This window comes from Arsenicibacter sp. R0_47 (genome assembly GCF_057652235.1).
The window spans coordinates 84,523-104,804 of the sequence record NZ_JBYFCJ010000013.1 but is presented as its reverse complement, the minus strand read 5'-3'; the positions used below and the strand labels follow the sequence as shown (position 1 = coordinate 104,804).

The 20,282-nt window shown below is 51.5% G+C and carries 15 protein-coding genes; 10 read left to right on the top strand and 5 right to left on the bottom strand.

Going from position 1 to position 20,282, the window contains the following annotated elements; translation table 11 throughout:
- Positions 1-11: 11 nt before the first annotated feature.
- Positions 12-3,128 carry a PQQ-dependent sugar dehydrogenase gene (locus tag AC23NW_RS20400; RefSeq protein WP_487451653.1) on the top strand — a complete coding sequence of 1,039 codons (3,117 nt, stop codon included), beginning with the start codon at positions 12-14 and terminating at the stop codon, positions 3,126-3,128.
- Between the two features lie 80 nt (positions 3,129-3,208).
- On the opposite strand, the gene AC23NW_RS20395 is transcribed toward AC23NW_RS20400, so the two are convergent.
- Together AC23NW_RS20395 and AC23NW_RS20390 are read right to left on the bottom strand one after the other, a co-directional pair.
- Positions 3,209-4,066 carry a DUF2911 domain-containing protein gene (locus AC23NW_RS20395; RefSeq protein WP_487451652.1) on the bottom strand — a complete coding sequence of 286 codons (858 nt, stop codon included), beginning with the start codon at positions 4,064-4,066 and terminating at the stop codon, positions 3,209-3,211.
- 91 nt (positions 4,067-4,157) lie between these two features.
- Positions 4,158-6,704 carry a TonB-dependent receptor plug domain-containing protein gene (locus AC23NW_RS20390; protein WP_487451651.1) on the bottom strand — a complete coding sequence of 849 codons (2,547 nt, stop codon included), beginning with the start codon at positions 6,702-6,704 and terminating at the stop codon, positions 4,158-4,160.
- A 235-nt stretch (positions 6,705-6,939) separates the two neighbouring features.
- On the opposite strand from AC23NW_RS20390, the gene AC23NW_RS20385 reads away from it, so the two are divergent.
- Complete coding sequence (locus AC23NW_RS20385; RefSeq protein ID WP_487451650.1) at positions 6,940-7,404, top strand: hypothetical protein; 465 nt, start codon at positions 6,940-6,942, stop codon at positions 7,402-7,404.
- Positions 7,405-7,457: 53 nt separating this feature from the next.
- On the opposite strand, the gene AC23NW_RS20380 is transcribed toward AC23NW_RS20385, so the two are convergent.
- Positions 7,458-8,561 carry a PA14 domain-containing protein gene (locus AC23NW_RS20380; protein ID WP_487451648.1) on the bottom strand — a complete coding sequence of 368 codons (1,104 nt, stop codon included), beginning with the start codon at positions 8,559-8,561 and terminating at the stop codon, positions 7,458-7,460.
- Between the two features lie 361 nt (positions 8,562-8,922).
- Here AC23NW_RS20380 and AC23NW_RS20375 point away from each other — a divergent pair, with 361 nt between their 5' ends.
- Complete coding sequence (locus AC23NW_RS20375; RefSeq protein ID WP_487451647.1) at positions 8,923-9,063, top strand: hypothetical protein; 141 nt, start codon at positions 8,923-8,925, stop codon at positions 9,061-9,063.
- On the opposite strand, the gene AC23NW_RS20370 is transcribed toward AC23NW_RS20375, so the two are convergent.
- A complete protein-coding gene (locus AC23NW_RS20370; protein WP_487451646.1) occupies positions 9,033-10,676 on the bottom strand; it encodes an amidohydrolase in 1,644 nt (547 codons plus the stop codon). The two genes, AC23NW_RS20375 and AC23NW_RS20370, sit on opposite strands and share 31 nt — an antisense overlap.
- 73 nt (positions 10,677-10,749) lie before the next feature.
- Positions 10,750-11,586 carry a helix-turn-helix domain-containing protein gene (locus tag AC23NW_RS20365; protein WP_487451645.1) on the bottom strand — a complete coding sequence of 279 codons (837 nt, stop codon included), beginning with the start codon at positions 11,584-11,586 and terminating at the stop codon, positions 10,750-10,752.
- Between the two features lie 210 nt (positions 11,587-11,796).
- Between AC23NW_RS20365 and AC23NW_RS20360 the strand changes: the two genes are divergently transcribed.
- The 7 genes from AC23NW_RS20360 (at position 11,797) to AC23NW_RS20330 (ending at position 20,267) form a co-directional block, all read left to right on the top strand.
- On the top strand, positions 11,797-12,420 hold the full coding sequence (locus AC23NW_RS20360) for a TetR/AcrR family transcriptional regulator (RefSeq protein WP_487451644.1): 624 nt from the start codon (positions 11,797-11,799) through the stop codon (positions 12,418-12,420).
- Between the two features lie 69 nt (positions 12,421-12,489).
- Complete coding sequence (locus tag AC23NW_RS20355; protein ID WP_487451643.1) at positions 12,490-13,815, top strand: TolC family protein; 1,326 nt, start codon at positions 12,490-12,492, stop codon at positions 13,813-13,815.
- Between the two features lie 42 nt (positions 13,816-13,857).
- Entirely contained in the window at positions 13,858-14,907 is a 1,050-nt protein-coding gene (locus AC23NW_RS20350) for an efflux RND transporter periplasmic adaptor subunit (RefSeq protein WP_487451641.1), read from the top strand.
- 12 nt (positions 14,908-14,919) lie between these two features.
- Positions 14,920-18,057 (top strand): efflux RND transporter permease subunit, encoded by a 3,138-nt coding sequence (locus AC23NW_RS20345; RefSeq protein WP_487451639.1) that lies wholly within the window; start codon positions 14,920-14,922, stop codon positions 18,055-18,057.
- A gap of 38 nt (positions 18,058-18,095) precedes the next feature.
- On the top strand, positions 18,096-18,335 hold the full coding sequence (locus AC23NW_RS20340) for an acyl carrier protein (protein WP_293842347.1): 240 nt from the start codon (positions 18,096-18,098) through the stop codon (positions 18,333-18,335).
- Positions 18,336-18,397: 62 nt separating this feature from the next.
- Positions 18,398-19,375, top strand: coding sequence for a glycosyltransferase family 2 protein (locus AC23NW_RS20335; RefSeq protein WP_487451636.1), 978 nt, complete (start codon positions 18,398-18,400; stop codon positions 19,373-19,375).
- Positions 19,308-20,267: a lysylphosphatidylglycerol synthase transmembrane domain-containing protein gene (locus AC23NW_RS20330; RefSeq protein ID WP_487451635.1), complete on the top strand. Its 960-nt coding sequence runs from the start codon at positions 19,308-19,310 to the stop codon at positions 20,265-20,267. Before AC23NW_RS20335 ends, AC23NW_RS20330 begins: the two co-directional genes overlap by 68 nt.
- Positions 20,268-20,282: the final 15 nt, after the last annotated feature.

Below are 20,282 nucleotides of genomic sequence, written 5' to 3'. Positions count from 1 at the left end.
ATCAATAACTTATGAAACAGCTGATTCATATAGGTCTGGCGCTGGCCTGCACTGTGCTGAGTATGCACGGGGCAGTCGCTCAGTCGCCCAGGGCAAAAGCCCCGGATGCGGGTGCCGGTAATACACGTCCTGAAGAAAACCGCTTCACAAAAGTGGTACTGGAAGAAAAACTGGATGAGCCGATGGAGCTGACGTTGCTGGATAACGACCGTGTGCTGTTTATCCAGCGCAAGGGCGAGGTCCGGCTGTACAACAACAAAACCAAACAGTTGAAAACCATTGCCAGAATTCCCGTCAGCACAAACTATGTGAGTAAGGAGGGGAAAGAGTCGATGGGCGAAGACGGGCTGATGGGATTGAACAAAGACCCGGATTTTGCGAAAAATCAGTGGGTGTACCTGTATTATTCATCCAAAAAAGGCTCGTATAACCAGCTTTCCCGGTTTACGATGAAGGGCGATGAATTAGTGTTGGGATCAGAAAAAGAAATGCTTCGCGTTGATACCCAGCGGGAAGAGTGCTGTCATACAGGGGGCTCGATTGCCTGGGACAGGGTAGGGAACCTGTATCTGTCGACCGGTGATAATACCAATCCCCATGCCTCGAACGGGTACAGCCCGAGCGATGAGCGGCCGGGGCGTGAGTCGTGGGATGCTCAGAAGTCTTCGGCCAATACCAATGACCTGAGAGGAAAAATCATCCGGATCAAACCACAGCCGGATGGGAGCTATACCATTCCGGACGGCAACCTGTTTCCGAAAGGTACACCCCGGACCCGGCCGGAGATTTACACAATGGGGCATCGCAACCCATTCCGGATATCGGTGGACAAACATACGGGTTACGTATACTGGGGAGAGGTAGGTCCTGATGCGTCAAAACCGGACGAAAACCGCGGGCCCGCCGGACACGATGAAGTAGGGCAGGCGCGCAAAGCCGGTAACTTTGGGTGGCCGCATTTTGTAGGGGACAACAAAGCATATAACAGATACGATTTTGCGGCCGGTAAATCGCTGGAAAAATGGGATGTGAATGCCCCTGCAAATACATCACCCAATAACACAGGACTTAAGATACTGCCACCGGCGCAGAAAGCGTTTGTGTGGTATCCATACGGAGAGTCGGCAGAGTTCCCGCTTGTGGGTACGGGAGGGCGTAACGCCATGGCCGGACCTGTGTTTTATGCTGATGATTTCAAAAATGCACCGCGCGCATTTCCGAAATATTACGATGGCAAGTTCCTGGAATATGAATGGATGCGGGGCTGGATCATGGCCGTAACGATGGATAAGCAAGGCAATTATGTGTCGATGGAGCGCTTTATGCCGAGCTACAAATTCAGCAATCCGATGGATATGGAGTTTGCCGAAAACGGTGACCTGTACATGCTGGAATATGGCTCGGGCTGGTTTACGGCCAACGATGATGCCCGCCTGATCCGGATTGAATACAATGGCGGAAACCGGAAGCCGCAGCTTGTTATGGACGCTAACCAGATGGGTGGTGCAGTGCCGTTTACCCTGAAGTTAAGCGCAAAGGGTACTACTGATGCTGACGGCGATAATCTGAAATATACGTGGACCATCACCTCGAAGGCTGGCTTCAGCAAGGTAATTACCACACCAGATGCAAACGTAACGCTGACGAAAGCCGGTTTGTATAAGGCTACCTTAACGGTAAATGACGGCAAAGGAGGAATCAATTCACAGTCGATGGAAATTACGGCCGGTAATGAACCGCCGGTTGTGAGCCTTGACTTGCCGAAAAGCAACAAGACTTTTTATGTCGCCAATAAGCCGTTCAATTATGATGTCAGCGTAACGGATAAAGAAGATGGCAGGCTTGGCAGCGGTATTGCTCCGGAAAAGGTAGCCGTCAATATTGACTACCTTGCCGAAGGGTTCGACAAAAATATGATTTCGATGGGCCACCGCTCGGCTGACGCCGGTGCGTTGGTCGCTACCGGCAAAAAACTCATTGAGGGCAGCGACTGCAAAGCCTGCCACAGCCTGGATAAGAAATCAATCGGGCCGATGTACCGCGAAGTGGCCATGAAATATAAGGGCGACAATACGGCGCTGGAACGGCTAACGAAAAAAGTGATTTCGGGCGGTAGCGGTGTTTGGGGGGAAACAGCCATGGCCGGTCACCCGCAGCTGTCAACGGCCGATGCATCGGAAATGGTAAAATACATTCTGAATATGGCTAACGATGCACCTGCGGCACCGTCATTACCTGTAACCGGCTCCTATGTGGCTAAAACGCCGGCTTCAGATAAGGGTAAGGGTGTTTATATTGTGCGTGCTGCCTATGAAGATCAGGGTGCCAACGGCTTACCGGCGCTGCGGTCAGAGCAAACGGTTACGCTCCGGAGTTCAAAAGTCGATATGCACGGGTTTGATACCTACAGTGACGTCAGCAAGATGGCGTTCGGAGGCAACAATCTGGCCATTCCTGCCAAATCAGGCGCGTACATTGGACTGAAGGAAGTTGATTTAACCGGGGTAACAGGACTGCTGCTGGCTGCCTCAGCGCCGAAACCTCAGGTCAATGCTGCGGGTGGCCTGGTCGAAATCCGGCTGGATAGTCCGACCGGTAAGGTAATTGGAAAGTCGGACTTTCTGGAACCGTCGGAGAAGATGGATTTTGCTCCGAAAATGCTGAATGTGCCGCTGACTGAAATGGTCACGGATGATAAACGCCACGATATTTACCTTGTCTTCCTGAACCCGAAAACAGAGAACGGATCGTTAATGGTCGTGATGGGTACCGAGTTCAGACTGGCAGGCAGCGATTCGGCAACCCCGGAAAGCGCTGCCCCTGCCGTTGCCGGTCAGGATTATTTTACCGGTGCCTGGAATACGTTGATTGCCGGTACGCCCGGTGGCGATGTAGAGGTAAAAATGACCCTGGAACGGAAGGACGGAAAGCTGACCGGGAAGCTCTCTTCAGAGAAGCTGGGTGAGCAGGCACTGGAAAAGGTCGAGGAAATGGACAGCAATAGGGTGAAGGTGTTTTTTCAGGCAAACGGCATGAACCTTAGTATGGAACTGGAAAAAGCAGACAGCGATACCCTGAAAGGCAAGCTGATGGAACGGTTTGACGTAAAGGCGTCCCGGATCAGATAGCGCGTCCGCATGGATTCACAAAAAAAACTCCGGTCAGGCAGTTCCTGAACCGGAGTTTTTTTATGATTACAGACCGCAGGTTATTTTTTAGCCGAAGCAATCAGGTCGTTCGCCATTTTAACATAATCCGCATTTTTAGCGGCAGTAGCCAGTTCCACAGTTTTCTGTGCGCTGGCGATGGCACTTTGCTTGTCCTTCAATTTCAATTCGATACGAGCCTTCAGGAGCATAATCCAGAACGCTTTAGGATTTTGCTCAACAGCTTTGCTAACCCAGGTAAGAGCCTGTGGCAGATCGCGGTTCATTTCATTGTAGTAGCTGGCAGCTTCAAAATAGGCTGGCTTTTCAGAGGCCATAGAGGCCTTGATGTTCTGGGTAATGATCGGGTCAATATCAACCGTCAGGGGAACAGCTAACCGCGTTTTTTCCCACATAATTTCGAGGGAAGCTGATGTAGGCAGGATGTCAGCCAGGTTGATGGTAAAGGTTTCAACCATGTAAGACAGCTTCATTGGTTTCACCTCAACACGGGCAACTTCGTTTGATGTGTTGTAGTCTGCCACGTTGGCGCCCAGATTCAGGTCTTTGTTCAGCATAACCTGCCACGATGATTTGCCGGGAATGGTGAAGATACCATACGTACCCGCTTTAACGTCTTTACCGCCAAATTTCACGTCGGTTGAAAACGTAATTTTTGACGTGGCATTGGCGCCGGTACGCCATACCTTGTCATACGGTACCAGGTCGCCGACAACCGTACGGCCTTTGGCAGCAGGGCGTGAATACTCAATCGTAACGTCACCTAAGCCGAAGCTTTGTTTGATAGACTGGAATGGGCTGGCAGCCGGTACTTTTAACTGAGCCGTAGCAACGGTGCCGGTAAGGATAGTGAGCAGCAGGGCTGCAAGGGAAAGTAGAAGTCGGTTGTTGATCATCATATACTCTATAGGATTTTGCCGCAAGTTACTAATTCAGATTATGACGGCGAAGTCTTTGTCGCTGATGATCCCCTTTTTCCGCAAAGAGCCGCTATGGACGACTCCATTCCCATACCAGATTTGTGTAATAAAAGCCGCCGATTGCCGGTCCGCCGGTAAAGGTATAATAGGGGCGGTTGGTTATGTTGGTGCCGCCGGCCTTGATCAGGATGCCGGTTTTCGGCAGCTGGTAGCTAAGCTGGGCGTCCACTGTATTGATGGCAGCTACCTGTCCGGTTGCCAGTTCCGATTGCCATAGAAATCCGCTCTGGTACTTGTAGTTTACCGAAAAACCAATGCCTTTCCACAGATTACCGGTTGAAACGGACAGGTTGGCAATCCATTTCGGGGTATTGAACGCACTTTCGAGACCATCGCCGTTGTCTGCCCGGTCGAGGCGGGCAAATGTGACATTACCACCGGCTGACCAGTTCGCCGTCAGGCTATACCGGAGTGCCGCACTGGCGCCGTAGTTGTAGACGCGGCTTTGGGAGTTGGTCCACAACCGGTATCGTGCCTGGGTTGCTGAGCTGGAAAAATAATAGGCCAGTGAGTCGGGATTGCTCCCGCGTGCCAGATTGGCATTTACCTGCGCGATAAAATTCCGGTAGGCACTGTAGTAGAAATCAGCATCGACATACAACCGCTGACTAAACCATAACCCTTTATAGCCAACCTCAAACGAGTTGATCTGCTCCGGTTTTATATAGGTATACGGACTGGCTTTCAGCAAACCCTTGTTTTTCTGGATGGCTTGATTGGTGGTCAGCCCATTCGTATTCACATCTGCCGTGATGGCTGCCTGGAACGCATTGATGGCCGTGACCAGATAGGCATGTTCATAAACGCCGTTTGACATAACCGGCAGACCGCCAACCCGTTTGACTCCACCGGAATTTACATTCGAGAAGGCTTCAAATAAGGACGGAAAGCGATAACCGTTCTGATACGACATCCGGATGTTATGGTTTTCTGCCGGCGAATAGACGACGGCAAAGCGTGGATTCAGGCGGGCAGCGAAGTACGTATTCTTATCAGCCCGGAGCGAGCCGGTGAGCTTAAGCCGGTTGCGCAGGAACATACGGGTGGCCTGCACAAACCCGCCTTCTTTGCCATACACTAAATTACGACCCGGATCAGTGGGGTTGATGAAGTAGTTGCCGTCCGGAAAGACCACGTATCGCCGGAAATCAAGCCCCGTCAGCAGATCAATGCCGGTGTTTTTCCGGAAGTTTTTCAGCACATCTTTGGTCGGCTCCCACTGTCCTTCAGCGTGGTATAGCCAGGATTGAACCTGCAGGGCTGCACCGACATCCCAGTTATTAATGCCCCGCAGCCGGGTAATCAGGTCATTGAAAGCAGCCGTTCCCGGAACCGGCCGGTCACGATCGGCAAACACCCGGGCATCCCGCAACGCAGCCGGTACCGCTATATCGGTGTTGATGTCGGCCGTAAACCGGGACGTAAAATCCGCAAACCACTGGGTATCCGGTTTTCCGGTTTTATCAATATTCTCCGCCATCGACCGGATATTATACGAGTTACCCGTGTTTTCACGCGAGCGGTAGGCGCGGATCTGGACCGAAGGAGAGCGGAAAGTCAGGCTATGCTGGTCGAGTACGTAATTTTCGAGCCGGAACCGGTTGGTTCGCTGGTACACATTATTGAGTGTTGCCCCCTGATACGTATAAACCAGTTCGGTAGCCGGCGTAAACCGGTAATACAGCGACAAGTCCCCGCGCAGATTCAGGAGCCGGTAGTCGGCCACCTCTGATTCATAATAGCCGGTACGGGCTATGGTATACCGTTTGCCGCCAAGGGTCAGGGTCCGGCGGTTGGCCGATTCGTTACCGTAACTGTTGACCGGATCGAAAGCCGGATTATTTGTACCGGTTAAACCAAGTGATGCATTCGCTGTAGGGTTAAGATCCGTGCTATTGGCGGCAATCCAGTCGTAACCCCGTTGATAGACCAGGTTTAGTTTAACCGCAAACCGGTTGCCCAGCCGTCTGGCATACCGCAGACTGGTTTCTGAATACACCTGCGCCGGCATGGCCGGATCACTGACGTGGTTTAAGCCGGTTTTCTGGCCGATACTGAGACCTTGCGAATCGAACGGATTACGCGTCAGGATATTGACAAGGCCGTTTAGGGCATTCATGCCATATAGGGCAGAGGCAACACCCGGTACCACTTCCACCCGCTGGATGTCGAGGTCGGAGGGGGCGAGTGCACTGGCAATCGGTGCTCCGATGTGGGGTGCCTGATTGTCGCGGCCATCAACCAGCTGCACAAACCGGACATTGGTGGTATTGGCAAACCCGCGCGTATTGTACACTTTAAATCCCATGCTGGAGGTCAGCACCTGAACCCCTTTGAGGTTTTCAATGGCGTCGAAATAAGAAGGTTGGGCAGACATACGGATCCGTCGTGCATCAAGCATGTCGATACTGACCGGCGAACGCAGGATTGATTCAGAGACGCGGGAAGCCGAGATAACGATTTCTGCCAGCTCACGGGTCCGTACTGTGTCGGGCTGCGGTATTGTATCTGTTTGGGCACCAATCGCACAGGTTATCAGTAAAGTAGACAGCAGCATAGTTAATGTGAAAGCCGAAAGCGTTATATTTTGCAAAATATAACGAATACACAAAAAAAGCGAACCTGATGCCGCTACAGGCCAAAAAAGTGCTAAAAATCCAGGGACTGACTATAGGCTCCTACCCCTGCCATAACAGACATTCAGGAGATTGACTTTCGGAAAAATTATAGTATGCCAATAATAAGTATTAATTTAACCAATATAATTTGACTTACTATTTTCATTTTGCGTTATGAAGAAGCACCTTATTATCTGCGGATTACTGTTTTGTATAGGCTGTAAGCATACAGAACCGACCATAGAACCGGCTTCGGTTCTTGCAGGTACCTACGTTTCCTCTGATTTCGTTACGTTTGACAAAAAAATACCATTTCCGATCAATGGTAAGTCTATTACCATGAAGATTACGCGGGTTGCTGCTGATACCGTTGATATACGCGTTAGTGCGCCGGCAAATGAGCTGTATTCGCCGGCAAGGGATACTACCTACCGGAAGGTGTACATACTGACAAAACCTCAGGGGTATTATCTGACGCTGGAGGCCGATAATACGCTGCCCGGTAACCAGCTTGGTAGTGAACTTATGATTGCCCCGCCGGTTGCTCCGGCTGCTTCACCGAACTGGGTATCCTATGTTTTTGTGCCGCCAAACTACAAGCTGGGCCGTGTGTCAGTCTGGTTTTCGAAAACGGATTAAGATGTTTCAGTACGGATATACAGGAATGTTAGTGACTGGCCTGGCCAGTAGTGTCACTGTTTAGCCTGTACTTTCCCCTGCTCGGCCGTTGCATCATAGTGCGGAATGATTACTACCCGCCGGTTACCTGAATTACCCATAGTAACAGAGTCAGGTAAATAATAGAGTGTATCCCCGTGCCACCGTCCGTGCAGCCGGTTCGGATCAACACCAAGCCGGGCCAGATGATGCATGATGATACGGGTCCGGTATTCCGAAAGCGTACGGTTACGGGCCCGGTCACCGATGAGGTCAGCATGACCGATTACGTCAATCCCGGCGGGAGGGTGGCGCTGCCAGAAACGTACAGTGCTGTCAAGCAATTGCCGGCCAGCCTCTGTTAGCTCATAACTGCTTTGGTCAAAGAAAATGGTCAGCGGCACTGCCCGTGGCCGTAAGGCGGCAGGTGGTGCGGTCGGCCTCGGGGTCTCCGTTACCAAAACAGGTGGAGTGACCGGAATCGGTTTCGGTGCAGGTGCGGCCGGTGCCGGTTTCCGGTTGACAATCCGTTCTGCCGTATTGTACGGAACCTTGGGCGAAAGCGTTGGTTTGGGTGGCTTTTCGGCTACCGTTGGTTTAGGCTCAGCCGATGGGGGAGGCTGACGAAAAAAAGATGCATCCACGGGTTCGCCGCGATCGGCAAAGGCCTCATACCATTTTTTAGGTTTATCGGGCCGTTCCCAGCGCAGCGTAATCAGACCGCCCATGATGTCGTTATAATAGTCAACCCGGATCGGATAAGTTCGATTGGCTTCAAGCGTAATTTTCCCTTCAAAGCGGCGGACGGGTGTTAAATGCCATTCATCAATCACCAGCTTATTCCCGATCCATAAACGGATGCCGTCGTCGAGATCACAGGTAAAAATATATTCCCCGCTTGCCGGAGCCACCAGCTGACCAGTCCATCGAATTGAGTAGAAGGACCAGTCCAGTTCCGGAATCGGTGCACGGTTTTTCCAGTTAAAATCAATTTTCCGGTCAATGCGGGTCCGCACCTTCCGGTTGAAATTCGTGCCCTCGTAGTAGTCGCCCCGAAGCCCCGCCTGGGCGTATAAGGACGTGCCTGACATAATCAGATACAGCATCATCAGGCTTAGCATCTTCCGGTTACTGGTCATGGCTTTGTTGTTTACATTAACGCTCTAAAAACTTTGTGGCTGATAAATAGCGTGTTATTTCCAAGATTTGTTTAGTGTGCTAACCTGAGATGTAATATTTTTGGTATATATAAAAAACTTATATATAGCCCTACAAAAAAACTGCTCTATGGTATAAAGCAGTCTAAACAAGGCTGAATAAATAACGGGGTAAATATATAATTAAATTATATATAAAGAAAAATTTAGTTTATGTGTGCTATGTGTGTGCAAAGTACCATGAGAATCTTTAGGCTATCCGTCGCCCGATGTATGGCCCGAGGCAACGACGCCTGTAGATTTAGAAACAGCATTTGACTTAATCAGAATTGATGGTCTGGCAATGACACGGTCAAAAACGCACGTTATCGGGCTGGCGGTTCCGGTTTCCCGCCATGAGCAGGTAATTGCCGGAATCAGTAACGTTGGTAGCACCGGCCTTCCGGAAACGGATCAGTTTGTTTTCAGCAGCCCGGCATCGTAGACGATAACCCCGTTTACCATCGTCAGTATGCTTTCGGTCTGTAATAGTTTGGGAACAGGCACGGTAAAGATATTCTGGGACATAACCGCCAGATCAGCGACTTTACCGACAGTCAGTGTGCCTTTGTCCTGCTCGGCCAATTCGGCATAGGCGGCTGTACGCGTATAGGCAATAACCGCCTGTTCGCGGGTCAGGGCCTCACCCGGCCGGCGCGGATGGGTGGTGGCAAACATAATATTCAGGTAAGGGTTAAATGGCCCGTCTGATCCGATAGCCAGCGGAATATGCTGATTCAGCAGCGTTTTCATCGCCATGCCGTGTGTAGGTGGCGGACCCACCGGAAAGCCGTCAATCGGGGCGAAGTGCGTAGGGTTCTGGACAATAATAACGCCCATATCCTGCGCTTTTTTCAGGTACACCGGCGAATAGTCGATCTCATCGCCGTGTTCGAAACGGGGGCGAAGCGCTTTCCAGTCAACGGGTATGGCGGCCATCACGTCAAGTAGTTTACCGATTGACCGGGTACCGCCGATGTGAAAATGGAGCTGATCATGACGGGCAATGGCTTCCCTGCACATCCGCTCGATCTCGGGCAACGAGTAATTCATGCGGCCATACCAGCCCGGTCGGTTCGGGTAGGGGTCAACCTGCTCCGCACCACCTTCAAGGGGCGTTCCTTCGAGCAGCCATTTGGTACCGCTTACGGTGGCCAGCGGAAGATCGGGTACTGTTGCGGGCACCTCTTTTGCGGGGATACTCAGACTGCCATCCATATTCATATCCCCCCAACGGATCAGGCGGAGCCGGAACGGTAAGCCGGCTTTTTTCCATAACCGGATATAATCCGTTGCGGTCGCACCGGTACACATATTCTGATAGCTGGTGACGCCGGCTTTCAGTAATGCGCTGGTCAGCCCTTTAAAAACGGCGACGGTAGCGGCCTCGTCCCGCCGGGAGGCTAAGTCAGCATAGCGGGTGTGCGGCGACCAGGCGTTTTTTTCGTAGCCTTTACCCGTAAGTGTGCGGCCGTCCGGCATGCGTTCGTAAAATCCGCCTTTGGGGTCAGGCTGATCGTCGGCAATGCCCAGGCTGCGCAGCCCGCGCGTATTGAATAATCCGACATGTCCCCACCAGGACAGCAACCGGACGGGGTGGTCAGGGGCAATTTTATCCAGTACAAAACGGGTTGCTTCCGGTGAGTTGGCAATGCTTATACCGATTGTGCCTTCGATCCACTCGCCTTTGGATGTTCGCGCAACAGCTTTTTTGAGCGAATCCAGCACGGATTGCCAGGTTGGGTCCATGCCGTTTGTCGGAATTTTCACGGCCTTAAGGCCATCCGGCAGGTGGTTGTGCGCATCATTGAATCCGGGTACGACCAGCATACCGCTTAAATTCAGCCGTTTTGTTTGCCGGCCGGCGAGTTTTTCGATGTCAACCGACCGGCCGGCGGCCATAATGCGGCCATTTCTGATCGCCAGTGCCTCCACGTATAATTGACTGGTGTCCGAAGTAAAAATCCGTCCGTTCGTTAGAATCAGGTCGGGTGATTGCGCTTGGAGCCACAGGCTGCAGGACAGTAATAACAGGAGCAAAACAAAGAAAGCGCGCATGGCGAACGTGTTTTGGTGAATACCCAAAACTAGGCCGTTACGGCTGTATACCGGCTGTAAAAAAACGACAAGCTTATCCTGGCGGACCCGTATCCGGAGAGGCCATGTTTTGGGACATTAGTATCGTTGGGGATACTTCGGCAAACTGCCGGAAATCACGCATGAAATGTGAATAGTCAAAATACCCGCAGGCATAGGCAACATCAAGCCAGTCGAGGTGCGGCGAACGGAGCTTCAGTTTAAAGGCCCGGTCAAACCGGGCGATGCGGGCGTAAAACTTAGGACTCATGCCGAGACGTTGCTGAAACTTCCGTTCAAGCTGTCGGCTGCTCAGACAAGCCTGATCCGCCAGCCAGTCCAGCGAAAGTGGCCGGTCCGACTCTTTAATGGCCAGAATGACATGATCGATGGGTTCAGGTTTTATCGCACGGGAAACCGGTTTTATCCGGTTCAGCAGGTAGGTTTCAATGTGACTGATCATACAACGGTAATCGGTTTCCTCCCGCAACCGGTCGTTCAGGGCTTTCATACCGGGATCCATCAGGCATTCTGCATCAATTTCCTTGTGCTGAAATTCATAGGCCGGCATTTTGCCAAGCAGGTGATACAGGAATCCGGGCCGGAAACAAACCTGAATAATCAGGTGGTCCTCGCCGAGCAGTATGTTGATCCGCGAGGTTTGCTGGCCCACAAAAATACCCGTCGGGTTAGTCCTTGTCTCTCCGTTACTGTTCACGACAGTTTTGGCGATGTTGCGCGGATAGAAGAACAGCGACTGATCCGCATAGGGCGGAACGGGCTTAATACGCTCTCTTGCAGACAAATGACCTGTCTGTATATGCAGTAACAGGTAATGCCGGACATAAGGCCGGAGTGTCGGATGGGGTTGTATCTGCGGGTAGAAAACCATAGTCTGTCAGGCCGTGATCCCTATAAATATAGTAAATTAAGGATCGTCAAACGCCGGTTTTCTTTGTGAACGGTCCTGAGTGCGCTGTATTTTCGCTATGGTATGAAGTAGGTCTGCCAATAGTTTTAATCAATTGGTTAAAACTATTGGTTAAGAATTTTGGAATTATAAAAAGGGTGTGTACATTTGAGCCGTTAATCGAGGAAAACTATGCTTTGTTCATCAAAACCAACGGAAGACCGGATCAAGGAGGCTGCGAAAGAAGTCTTCATGGAGAAGGGTTTTGACGGAACAACAACCCGCGACATTGCCAAAGCGGCCGGTATCAACAGTGCGTTGATGAATTATTACTTCCGGAGCAAGGAAAAACTGTTTCACTCGATCTTCACGGATATGTGTGGCTTGTTCTTCGAGGGTATGATTCAGATGTTTAACTCAGAGATTCCGCTGCGGGAAAAAATTGAGGCGCTGATTGATCATGAATATGCCATGATGCGTGAAAACCCGCGGATTTCCATATTTATCCTGAATGAGCTGCACCGGAATCCCGAACGCCTCAGTGAGCTGATCGGGCCTACAAAACGCATTATCGAAGATTCATTCCAGAAACAGCTTGATGAGGCAATTGCAGCCGGGAGTATCCGGAATGTTAACGCGCATCACATTTTCATAATGATTATTGCGAACATCCAGTTCCCGTTTATTTCAAAACCACTTATGCAGTTAACGTGGAACATGTCGGATAGTGAATTTGAATCGTTCTGCGATCAGCACATTAAGTTGACTAAGGAATCTATCTGTTCGTACCTTTTTGAATTTCAACCGACGTGTTGATCTATTTTTTTGACCTTTGTTTAATCAAATGATTAAATTAAATGATTAGTTAAATCAATTAATAAAAAAATGATGAAACACTTTACAAGGTATCTCCCGATAGCCTTGCTGGTTACTGCTATGCCTGTTTCCGGACAAAGTATATCGCTGGAACAACTGCTGGAACGGGCCATGCAGCAAAACAGTCAGGTGCAGATTGCACGCCTCGACGAAACAAAGGTGGGGTCGCAGATCGACGAAGTCAGGGCCAATGCCAGACCCCATGTGGCCGTTGCCGGTGATTACAAACGGTACATCAAAATACCCGGTCAGCTTGTACCGGCATCATTTTTCGGAGGGCCGGAGGGAACATATGCCACCCTGGCGTTTGGCTTACCCTACAATATGTCGACAACGCTACAGGCTTCCCAGGCCTTGTACAACCCGTCAATCGGTTTAGGGCTTAAGGCTGCAAAGCTTTCGCAGCAGGTAGCTACCCTGCAAACGGTGAAAACAAAAGAGGATATTGCCTATCAGGTGTCTGCCACCTACTACAATTTGCAGACCGTAAATCAGCAACTTGGATTTCTGAAAAATAATCAGACCTCGCTCGCAAAGATGATCCGGATCACAGACTTGCTGTACCAGCAGAAACTGGCGAAAGGCACTGATGTTGACCGGCTGCGGATTAATATGACCGGGCTAGAAACGCAGATGGCATCCCTGAATGCAGGCAAAGAGCAACTCATAAACCTGCTGAAACTACTGACTGCTATGCCGCAATCTGATCCGCTGGATATTGAGACTACGATTCAGCAAAATGCAGCACAGCCGCTGAATACGGAAGATGCAACCCTGAACCGTACTGAAATTCAGCTGCTACAGCGCCAGCGTGAATTGAATGATCTGTCCTACAAATCGACGAAGGCCGGTAACCTGCCGACTGTTGCGGCCTATGGCGTCGCCAACTCAACGTTCTTCGGTAAGGGCGGCTCGGACGGTGTTTTTAAAAATGTGCCGGGTTACTGGTTTGGCCTACAGCTGAACTGGTCGCTTTACGATGGCAGTGCCCGTAACGCCAGAATGCGGCAGAACCGGATCGATAGCGACAAACTCAATGAGCAGGAAAAACTGCTGAAAGAATCTATAACGATGGATGTTCTGAACGCCCGCGCCAAACTACTGGTCGAACAACAGAATCTTCGGGCCGTCCGTGATCAGGTGGCGCTGGCCGAGAAGGTTTACCAGCAGGCGCAGCTACAGTTTAAGGAAGGCACCATTTCACTGACGGATGTCATTCAGGCTGAAAACAGTGTATCTGAATCCCAGAATAATTACCTGACTACATTTGTTAAACTCCGGACTGCCGAGCTCGACTGGAAAAAAGCAACCGGCACGCTGGTACCCCAACCATAATTCACCCGAAAAGCATTAACCTAACAGGTACATCATCATTTTATGAAACGGATTTTTATTAGTGCGGCCATCGTCGCTACCCTGGGCCTTACTGCCTGGAAGTTAAATGACAACAAGGAACGGGTTGCCGAAAAGGTTTACCGCCCCGATCCTGAGCAGAAAGTACTTGTAAAAACCAGCGAAGCGACAATGCGCAGGCTGGTCACCGATGAACAATATCTCGGTACGTATATTGCCAACCGTGAGGCAGATGTGACCGCCGAAAGTCAGGGCAAAGTGCTTAAAGTAGGGGTGCAGGCCGGTCAGTATGTACAGGCCGGTCAGGTCATTGCGCAGCTGGATAATGAGCAGCTGCGGTACCAGCTGGAAGCCTTGCAGATTAGCCTGGAAGGATATCAGAACGATGCCAGACGATACGAAACGCTCGTGAAAGGCGATGCCACGCCGGCGATCAACCTTGAGAAAACGGAGCTGAGTATCCGCGCTACTGAAGCGCAGATTAAACAGCTCAAAAAACAACTGGCCAATACAACGATTAAAGCACCGTTTTCCGGACTGGTTACCAGACGGATGTTTGAAATCGGGACCATCATTGCGCCGGGGATGCCGCTGGTCCATCTAGCGGATATGTCGGTATTGAAACTTCAGATCAGTGTCCCGGAAGCAGATATTAATTCATTCCGCGCCGGTCAGACGATTCCGGTCGCCAGTGAAACCATCCGTAATAATCACCTGAGCGGTCAGGTTACGCTGGTTGGTTCGCAGGGGGATGCGTCGCACAACTATCCGGTCGAAATTTCGGTGAAAGCACCGGCAGGAGGCCTGCTCCGGGCAGGAATGTACGGGGCGGTGCAAAAGGCGAACAGCCACGGCACAGGCCTGCTGAGCATTGAACGACAGTCACTTATCGGGTCGTCAAAACAGCCGCAGGTCTATGCGATAGAACAGGGTAAAGCGGTGCTGAAAAACGTTGAACTGGGTAAATCCGACGAGCGGTTCACCGAAATCAGGAGCGGACTGAAGCCAGGTGATCAGGTGGTTGTCTCAGGCCAGATCAACCTTCAGAACGGAACACCAGTCAGTATCAATTAACAAGCCATTCCCATGAATTTCATCGAAACGATATTAAAACGCCCCTCGCTGGTCATTGTTTTGTTTCTGGTACTGGTGCTCGGCGGATTGTTTTCGTACCGGATGCTGAGCTTTGAACTGATTCCGGAACTTTCGGTACCGACCATTACCATCACTACCGTTTATCCGGGTGCGGCTCCGTCGGAGGTGGAAACCCGGATTACCAAAAAGATTGAAGATGCCGTTTCGGACCTCGACAACATTGATGAGGTAATTTCTAAGTCACTGGAAAATGCCTCGGTGGTCATTGTTAACTTCAAAGCCGGGTCAAATCTGAATCAGGTGCTGGAAGACGCCCAACGGAACATCAATAAAATGGCGGGCGATTTGCCCGAAGATGCCGAAACGCCGGTATTATCAAAAATCTCGCCGAGTGATCAGCCGATCATGCAGTTACTCGCCACGTCGAATATGCCCGGCGATGTGTTTTATGAGCGCGTTGAAGATGTTTACCTGCCGCAGTTACAACAGATTAAAGGTGTAGCCGACATCATGATGACCGGTGGCGACCAGCGCGAAATCCGCGTCAACGTGGATAAAAGTAAACTGGATTATTACCGGCTTTCGCTTTTGCAGGTTACGCAGGCCATTAACCATGCCAATGCTGAATTTCCGACCGGGAAAATCAAAAATCCGGGCGAGCAGATTACGGTTAAGCTGGCCGGCAAGTTTGCCTCGCTGGCCGACATTGAGCAGCTGGTCGTTGCGACGCCACCGAACGGCAGCCCGATCCGCGTGCAGGATATTGCCGAAGTAACTGACGGTCTGGCCGATACCGAAAGCATCAGCCGCTATAATGGCCGGAATGGCATCGGGTTATTTATTAAAAAGCAGTCAGATGCTAATGCGGTAGAAATCAGCCGGCTGGTGCAGGAGCGCATCAAGGAAATCGAAAGCAGCAGCAAAAATGATAACGTAAAATTTGCCATTGCTTTCGATTCGAGTGTATTTACGCTTGATGCCGTTGATGCCGTGACCCACGATCTGATTCTGGCCGTGGTGCTGGTGGCGGTGGTGATGCTCCTGTTCCTGCATAGTTTCCGGAATGCCCTGATCGTTATGATTTCGGTCCCGGCCTCGCTGATTTCAGCCTTTGCATTCATGGCCGTGATGGGCTATTCGCTCAACCTGATGACCCTGCTCGCGTTGTCCCTTGTGATCGGTATTCTGGTCGATGACTCCATTGTGGTGCTCGAAAATATCCAGCGACACCTCGAAATGGGCAAAAACCGCTGGCAGGCTACCCTCGACGGGATGAAGGAAATCGGCTTTGCCGCTGTGGCGATTACCCTGGTTATTGTGGTGGTGTTTGTACCGATCACGATGGTTAACTCCCTCATTGCCGACCTCTTACGCCAGTTCTCCCTTACGGTTGCATTTGCAACAATGGTCAGTTTGCTGGTCAGTTTTACGCTGACACCTTACCTGACGTCGCGTTTCGGACGGGTTGAGCACCTGAATCCGAAAAACCCTTTCCAGGCGTTTCTGTTATGGTTCGAAAAAGGGCTGACAGCAATGACGAACGGCTACCGGCAGATGCTGGTTTGGGTGTTGGGGCATAAGCTGGTTTTCGGCGGATTTATCGTGGTCCTGTTTGTCCTTACGGGCTGGGTTATGGGACTCGGTATTGTGGGGCAGGAGTTTGTGGCGCAGGGTGATCAGGGTAAATTTATGCTGACGATTGAGCTGGACAAAAGCGCTTCGCTGCAACAGAATAACCTGACCACACAGGCCATTGAAAACTACCTGCGTAAAAAGCCGGATGTAAAAAACATCTTCTCAAATATTGGGGGTGCCAGTATGGGGCTGAACAGTACCGGACAAGGGCAGGCCAACCGCTCTGAACTCACTATCGAACTGATTCCGGTGGAAGAAGGCCGGAAGCTGGTCACCGAAAAGTACATGATTGATGTCCGGAAAGAGCTTGAAAAGCAGTTTGCGGGTGTCGATTTCGGGTCGTCAATCATCGGCATGGTCAACAGTGGTGCCGCACCGATTGAGCTGATTCTGAGCGGTGATGATTTCGGCGAAGTACTGAAATCGGCGAAAGAGCTGGAGAAGAAAATCAGTCTGGTACCAGGTACAAATGATGTGCAGGCATCCGTAAAGGACGGGAATCCGGAAGTACGGATTGATATCGACCGTGAGCGGATGGCCAAGCTCGGACTCAGCATTCTTACGGTCGGTGCCACGATGCAGAGTGCTTTTTCGGGCAATGACGATGCGCAGTACCGTGACCAAGTGGCTGATACTGAGTTTGATATCCGGATCATGCTGGATGCCTTCGACCGCCGGAATGCGGGCGATGTGAAAAACATCGTGTTTATCAGTCCCGTAAACGGGCAACCGGTGCGCCTCCGTGATTTTGCCACCGTAACCCAAAGTTCGGGGCCATCGATGCTGGAACGCCGCAACCGCCGCGCGTCGGTAACGATCAACTCAAACCTGCTGGGCCGGAGCCCCGGCGATGTGGCGGCAGCTATTGACAAAATTGTGGCCGGAACGACCTTTCCGGCAGGGGTGCAGGCGGTTTGGGGTGGTGATGTTAAGCGGCAGGGTGAGAGTTTTGGCTCACTGGGTCTGGCCATGCTCGTGGCGATCATGCTGGTGTATTTCATCATGGTGCTGCTCTACGACAGTTTTGTCTATCCGTTCGTAGTACTTTTCTCCATTCCGGTGGCTATCATCGGCTCGCTGCTGGCGCTGAACCTGAGTATGTCGAACATGAGCATTTTTGCCATGCTGGGGATTCTGATGCTGCTGGGCCTTGTGGCGAAAAATGCCATTCTGATCGTTGATTTTGCCAATCAGCTGAAGGAGCAGGGCGTCCCTTACCGCAAAGCCATTGTGCAGGCGGGTGAAGAACGGCTGCGCCCGATTCTGATGACCACCATTGCGATGGTGATCGGGATGATTCCGATTGCGGTTGCGAGCGGGGCAGGGGCAGAGTGGAAAAATGCCCTTGCGTGGGTACTGATCGGGGGCCTAACCAGCTCGCTTATCCTGACCATCTTCCTGGTGCCGGTGGTCTATTACCTCGTGGATCGTACGGGCGAATGGATTTCCGCACGAACCGGAAAGAAGCCCGGCGTGGCATTACAAAATGAATAAATAAATCAGTTACCAGTTAACTATAACCGCTGTAAACAATGAAAACGCAGTTGATTCAACTACTTACAACCAACTTTGGTATTGCCAAAAGCTCCCTGACCGATACTGCTCATTTTGAGCGTGATCTGGGTCTGGACAGTCTGGAACGCATGGACATGATCATGCAGCTCGAACAGGAGTTTGATATGCTGATTCCGGACAGTGATCATGATCAGTTAAAAACGCTGGGTCAGGTTGTCAGTTACCTGGAAGCGCATGCGGCGGTAGCGACACATTGAATCAGGGCTGAACCTGGCCGGGGAATTCCTGGTCAGGTTTTGCCTCATTAATCAGTACTGGAATGGAAGAATCAGCGTATGTTGACCACACCGAACCGGATATTTCGGTGGTAGTGTGTGTATATAATGAGGAAGAGAACGTGCAGCCGCTTATGAAACGGATTGACGAGGCGCTGCATGGCTGGGATTATGAAGTCGTTTTTGTGGATGATGGCTCAACGGATGCTACCCTGCGTAGACTTCGGCAGCTCCGGTCGCCCAATCTGCGGATTATTCAGCTGAAACGCAATTACGGGCAAAGTGCCGCGCTGGCTGCCGGTATCGAAGCCGCGAGGGGAAAATACATTGCAACCATGGATGGGGACGGGCAGAATGATCCGGCCGATATTCCGTTTATGGTGAGTGTCGCGCGGGATGAAGGGATTGATCTGGTGGCCGGTATCCGGCAGAAACGGCAGGATGGCTGGTTGCTCCGTAAACTGCCAAGTAAAATCGCGAACCGGCTGATCCGGCGCGTGTCGGGCGTAAACCATCCGGATTTCGGCTGTACGCTCAAGGTCTTTGAACGGGATCTGGCAAAAAGTCTGGGTATTTACGGCGAGATGCATCGGTTCATTCCCATACTCGCGAAACTGGAAGGCGCCAGCATCCGGTCGGTACCGGTACGCCATCATGCCCGTATGGCCGGCAAATCGAAATACGGTATCAACCGTACATTGCGGGTAATGAGTGACTTACTGCTCGTCTGGTTTCTGCGGCATTACCATACACGCCCGATGCAGTTGTTTGGTGGATGGGGTATACTGTCGCTTCTGCTCGGCGGCGGTATCGAAGGCTTTTTACTGGTTCAGAAACTGGCAGGCATCGCAATTGGCGGAAAACCTTTGGTGATTGCGGGGGCTATTCTTATCTTGGCCGGCCTACAGTTAATCTCTTTAGGGTTGCTGGCTGAGATGCAGCTCCGCACCTACTATGAGTCGCAGAACCGGAAACCGTATGCCGTCAGGAAAGAATATGCGCCGGCCGCAGAGCTGGTCTGAATGGAACCGGCGGCTCGCCCGGCCGTGGGTAAAAACAACCCTGAAAACGCTCGGGACGCTGGCGGCCTGTTTCATTCTGTGGACCAGTATCGACGTTAAGTTGCTGACGGGTTTGCTGCAACAGGCATGGGGGACTGATCTTGTATTGGCTGCTGTTGTATTTGCAGTGGCCAAATTTATATCGGCCATCCGGTTGCAGCGCTTTCTGGACATAATCGGGTTCTCCATCCGGTTTAGCCAGCAACTCAAATGGTATAGCCTCGGCATGCTGTACAACCAGATTTTACCCGGCGGCATCGGAGGCGACGGCTATAAAGTACTCATGTGGAACCGTCAGTCGGACTTTCCGGCAAAGGAGCTTCTGAAAGCGGTATTCATTGACCGGGTCAATGGTGTGGTGCCTATCGGTGCGTTTCTTACCGTTGGGTTGGCCGTTTGGCTGGCCGGTATCGTCCCGTGGTCAGCTCCGGTGCTGGTGCTGTGTGGTGTTGCCGGCGTCGGTCTAAGTTACTGGCTGGTTGGCCGGTTCTGGCCGGTTTTCAGCCCGGTCTGGAGCGGTACACTGGCGATGTCGGGACTGGTACAGGCCTTTCAGTGTACCAGTGTGTGGCTGATTGCCCGCGCCTTAGGGGTGCCTGATTTTTCGATGGCGTTTCTGGTTGTGTTTCTGATTTCGTCCATCGTCGCCGTCCTGCCGTTTACGATCGGTGGCATCGGTGCCCGCGAACTGACCTTTCTGTGGGGTGCCGGTTGGGTCCATGTGCCACCTTCGCAGGCCGTGGCCATCAGTGTGCTGTTTTATTTAATTCAGGTTTTTACATCCCTCTCCGGTTTGTATTTCGTCTGGAAACCACCGGTTACGCAACTGGTCTCAGACCCGCAGACCGCCTGAGTTTTTTTAACCACT

Bases quoted from the DNA above. Each gene is read 5' to 3' on its own strand.
- AC23NW_RS20345 (WP_487451639.1), top strand. From the start codon at position 14,920: ATGAATTTCATCGAAACGATATTAAAACGCCCCTCGCTGGTCATTGTT.
- AC23NW_RS20365 (WP_487451645.1), bottom strand. From the start codon at position 11,586: ATGGTTTTCTACCCGCAGATACAACCCCATCCGACACTCCGGCCTTAT.
- AC23NW_RS20385 (WP_487451650.1), top strand. From the start codon at position 6,940: ATGAAGAAGCACCTTATTATCTGCGGATTACTGTTTTGTATAGGCTGT.
- AC23NW_RS20350 (WP_487451641.1), top strand. From the start codon at position 13,858: ATGAAACGGATTTTTATTAGTGCGGCCATCGTCGCTACCCTGGGCCTT.
- AC23NW_RS20380 (WP_487451648.1), bottom strand. From the start codon at position 8,561: ATGACCAGTAACCGGAAGATGCTAAGCCTGATGATGCTGTATCTGATT.
- AC23NW_RS20375 (WP_487451647.1), top strand. From the start codon at position 8,923: ATGACACGGTCAAAAACGCACGTTATCGGGCTGGCGGTTCCGGTTTCC.
- AC23NW_RS20360 (WP_487451644.1), top strand. From the start codon at position 11,797: ATGCTTTGTTCATCAAAACCAACGGAAGACCGGATCAAGGAGGCTGCG.
- AC23NW_RS20335 (WP_487451636.1), top strand. From the start codon at position 18,398: ATGGAAGAATCAGCGTATGTTGACCACACCGAACCGGATATTTCGGTG.
- AC23NW_RS20340 (WP_293842347.1), top strand. From the start codon at position 18,096: ATGAAAACGCAGTTGATTCAACTACTTACAACCAACTTTGGTATTGCC.
- AC23NW_RS20390 (WP_487451651.1), bottom strand. From the start codon at position 6,704: ATGCTGCTGTCTACTTTACTGATAACCTGTGCGATTGGTGCCCAAACA.
- AC23NW_RS20370 (WP_487451646.1), bottom strand. From the start codon at position 10,676: ATGCGCGCTTTCTTTGTTTTGCTCCTGTTATTACTGTCCTGCAGCCTG.
- AC23NW_RS20330 (WP_487451635.1), top strand. From the start codon at position 19,308: ATGAGTCGCAGAACCGGAAACCGTATGCCGTCAGGAAAGAATATGCGC.
- AC23NW_RS20395 (WP_487451652.1), bottom strand. From the start codon at position 4,066: ATGATGATCAACAACCGACTTCTACTTTCCCTTGCAGCCCTGCTGCTC.
- AC23NW_RS20355 (WP_487451643.1), top strand. From the start codon at position 12,490: ATGATGAAACACTTTACAAGGTATCTCCCGATAGCCTTGCTGGTTACT.
- AC23NW_RS20400 (WP_487451653.1), top strand. From the start codon at position 12: ATGAAACAGCTGATTCATATAGGTCTGGCGCTGGCCTGCACTGTGCTG.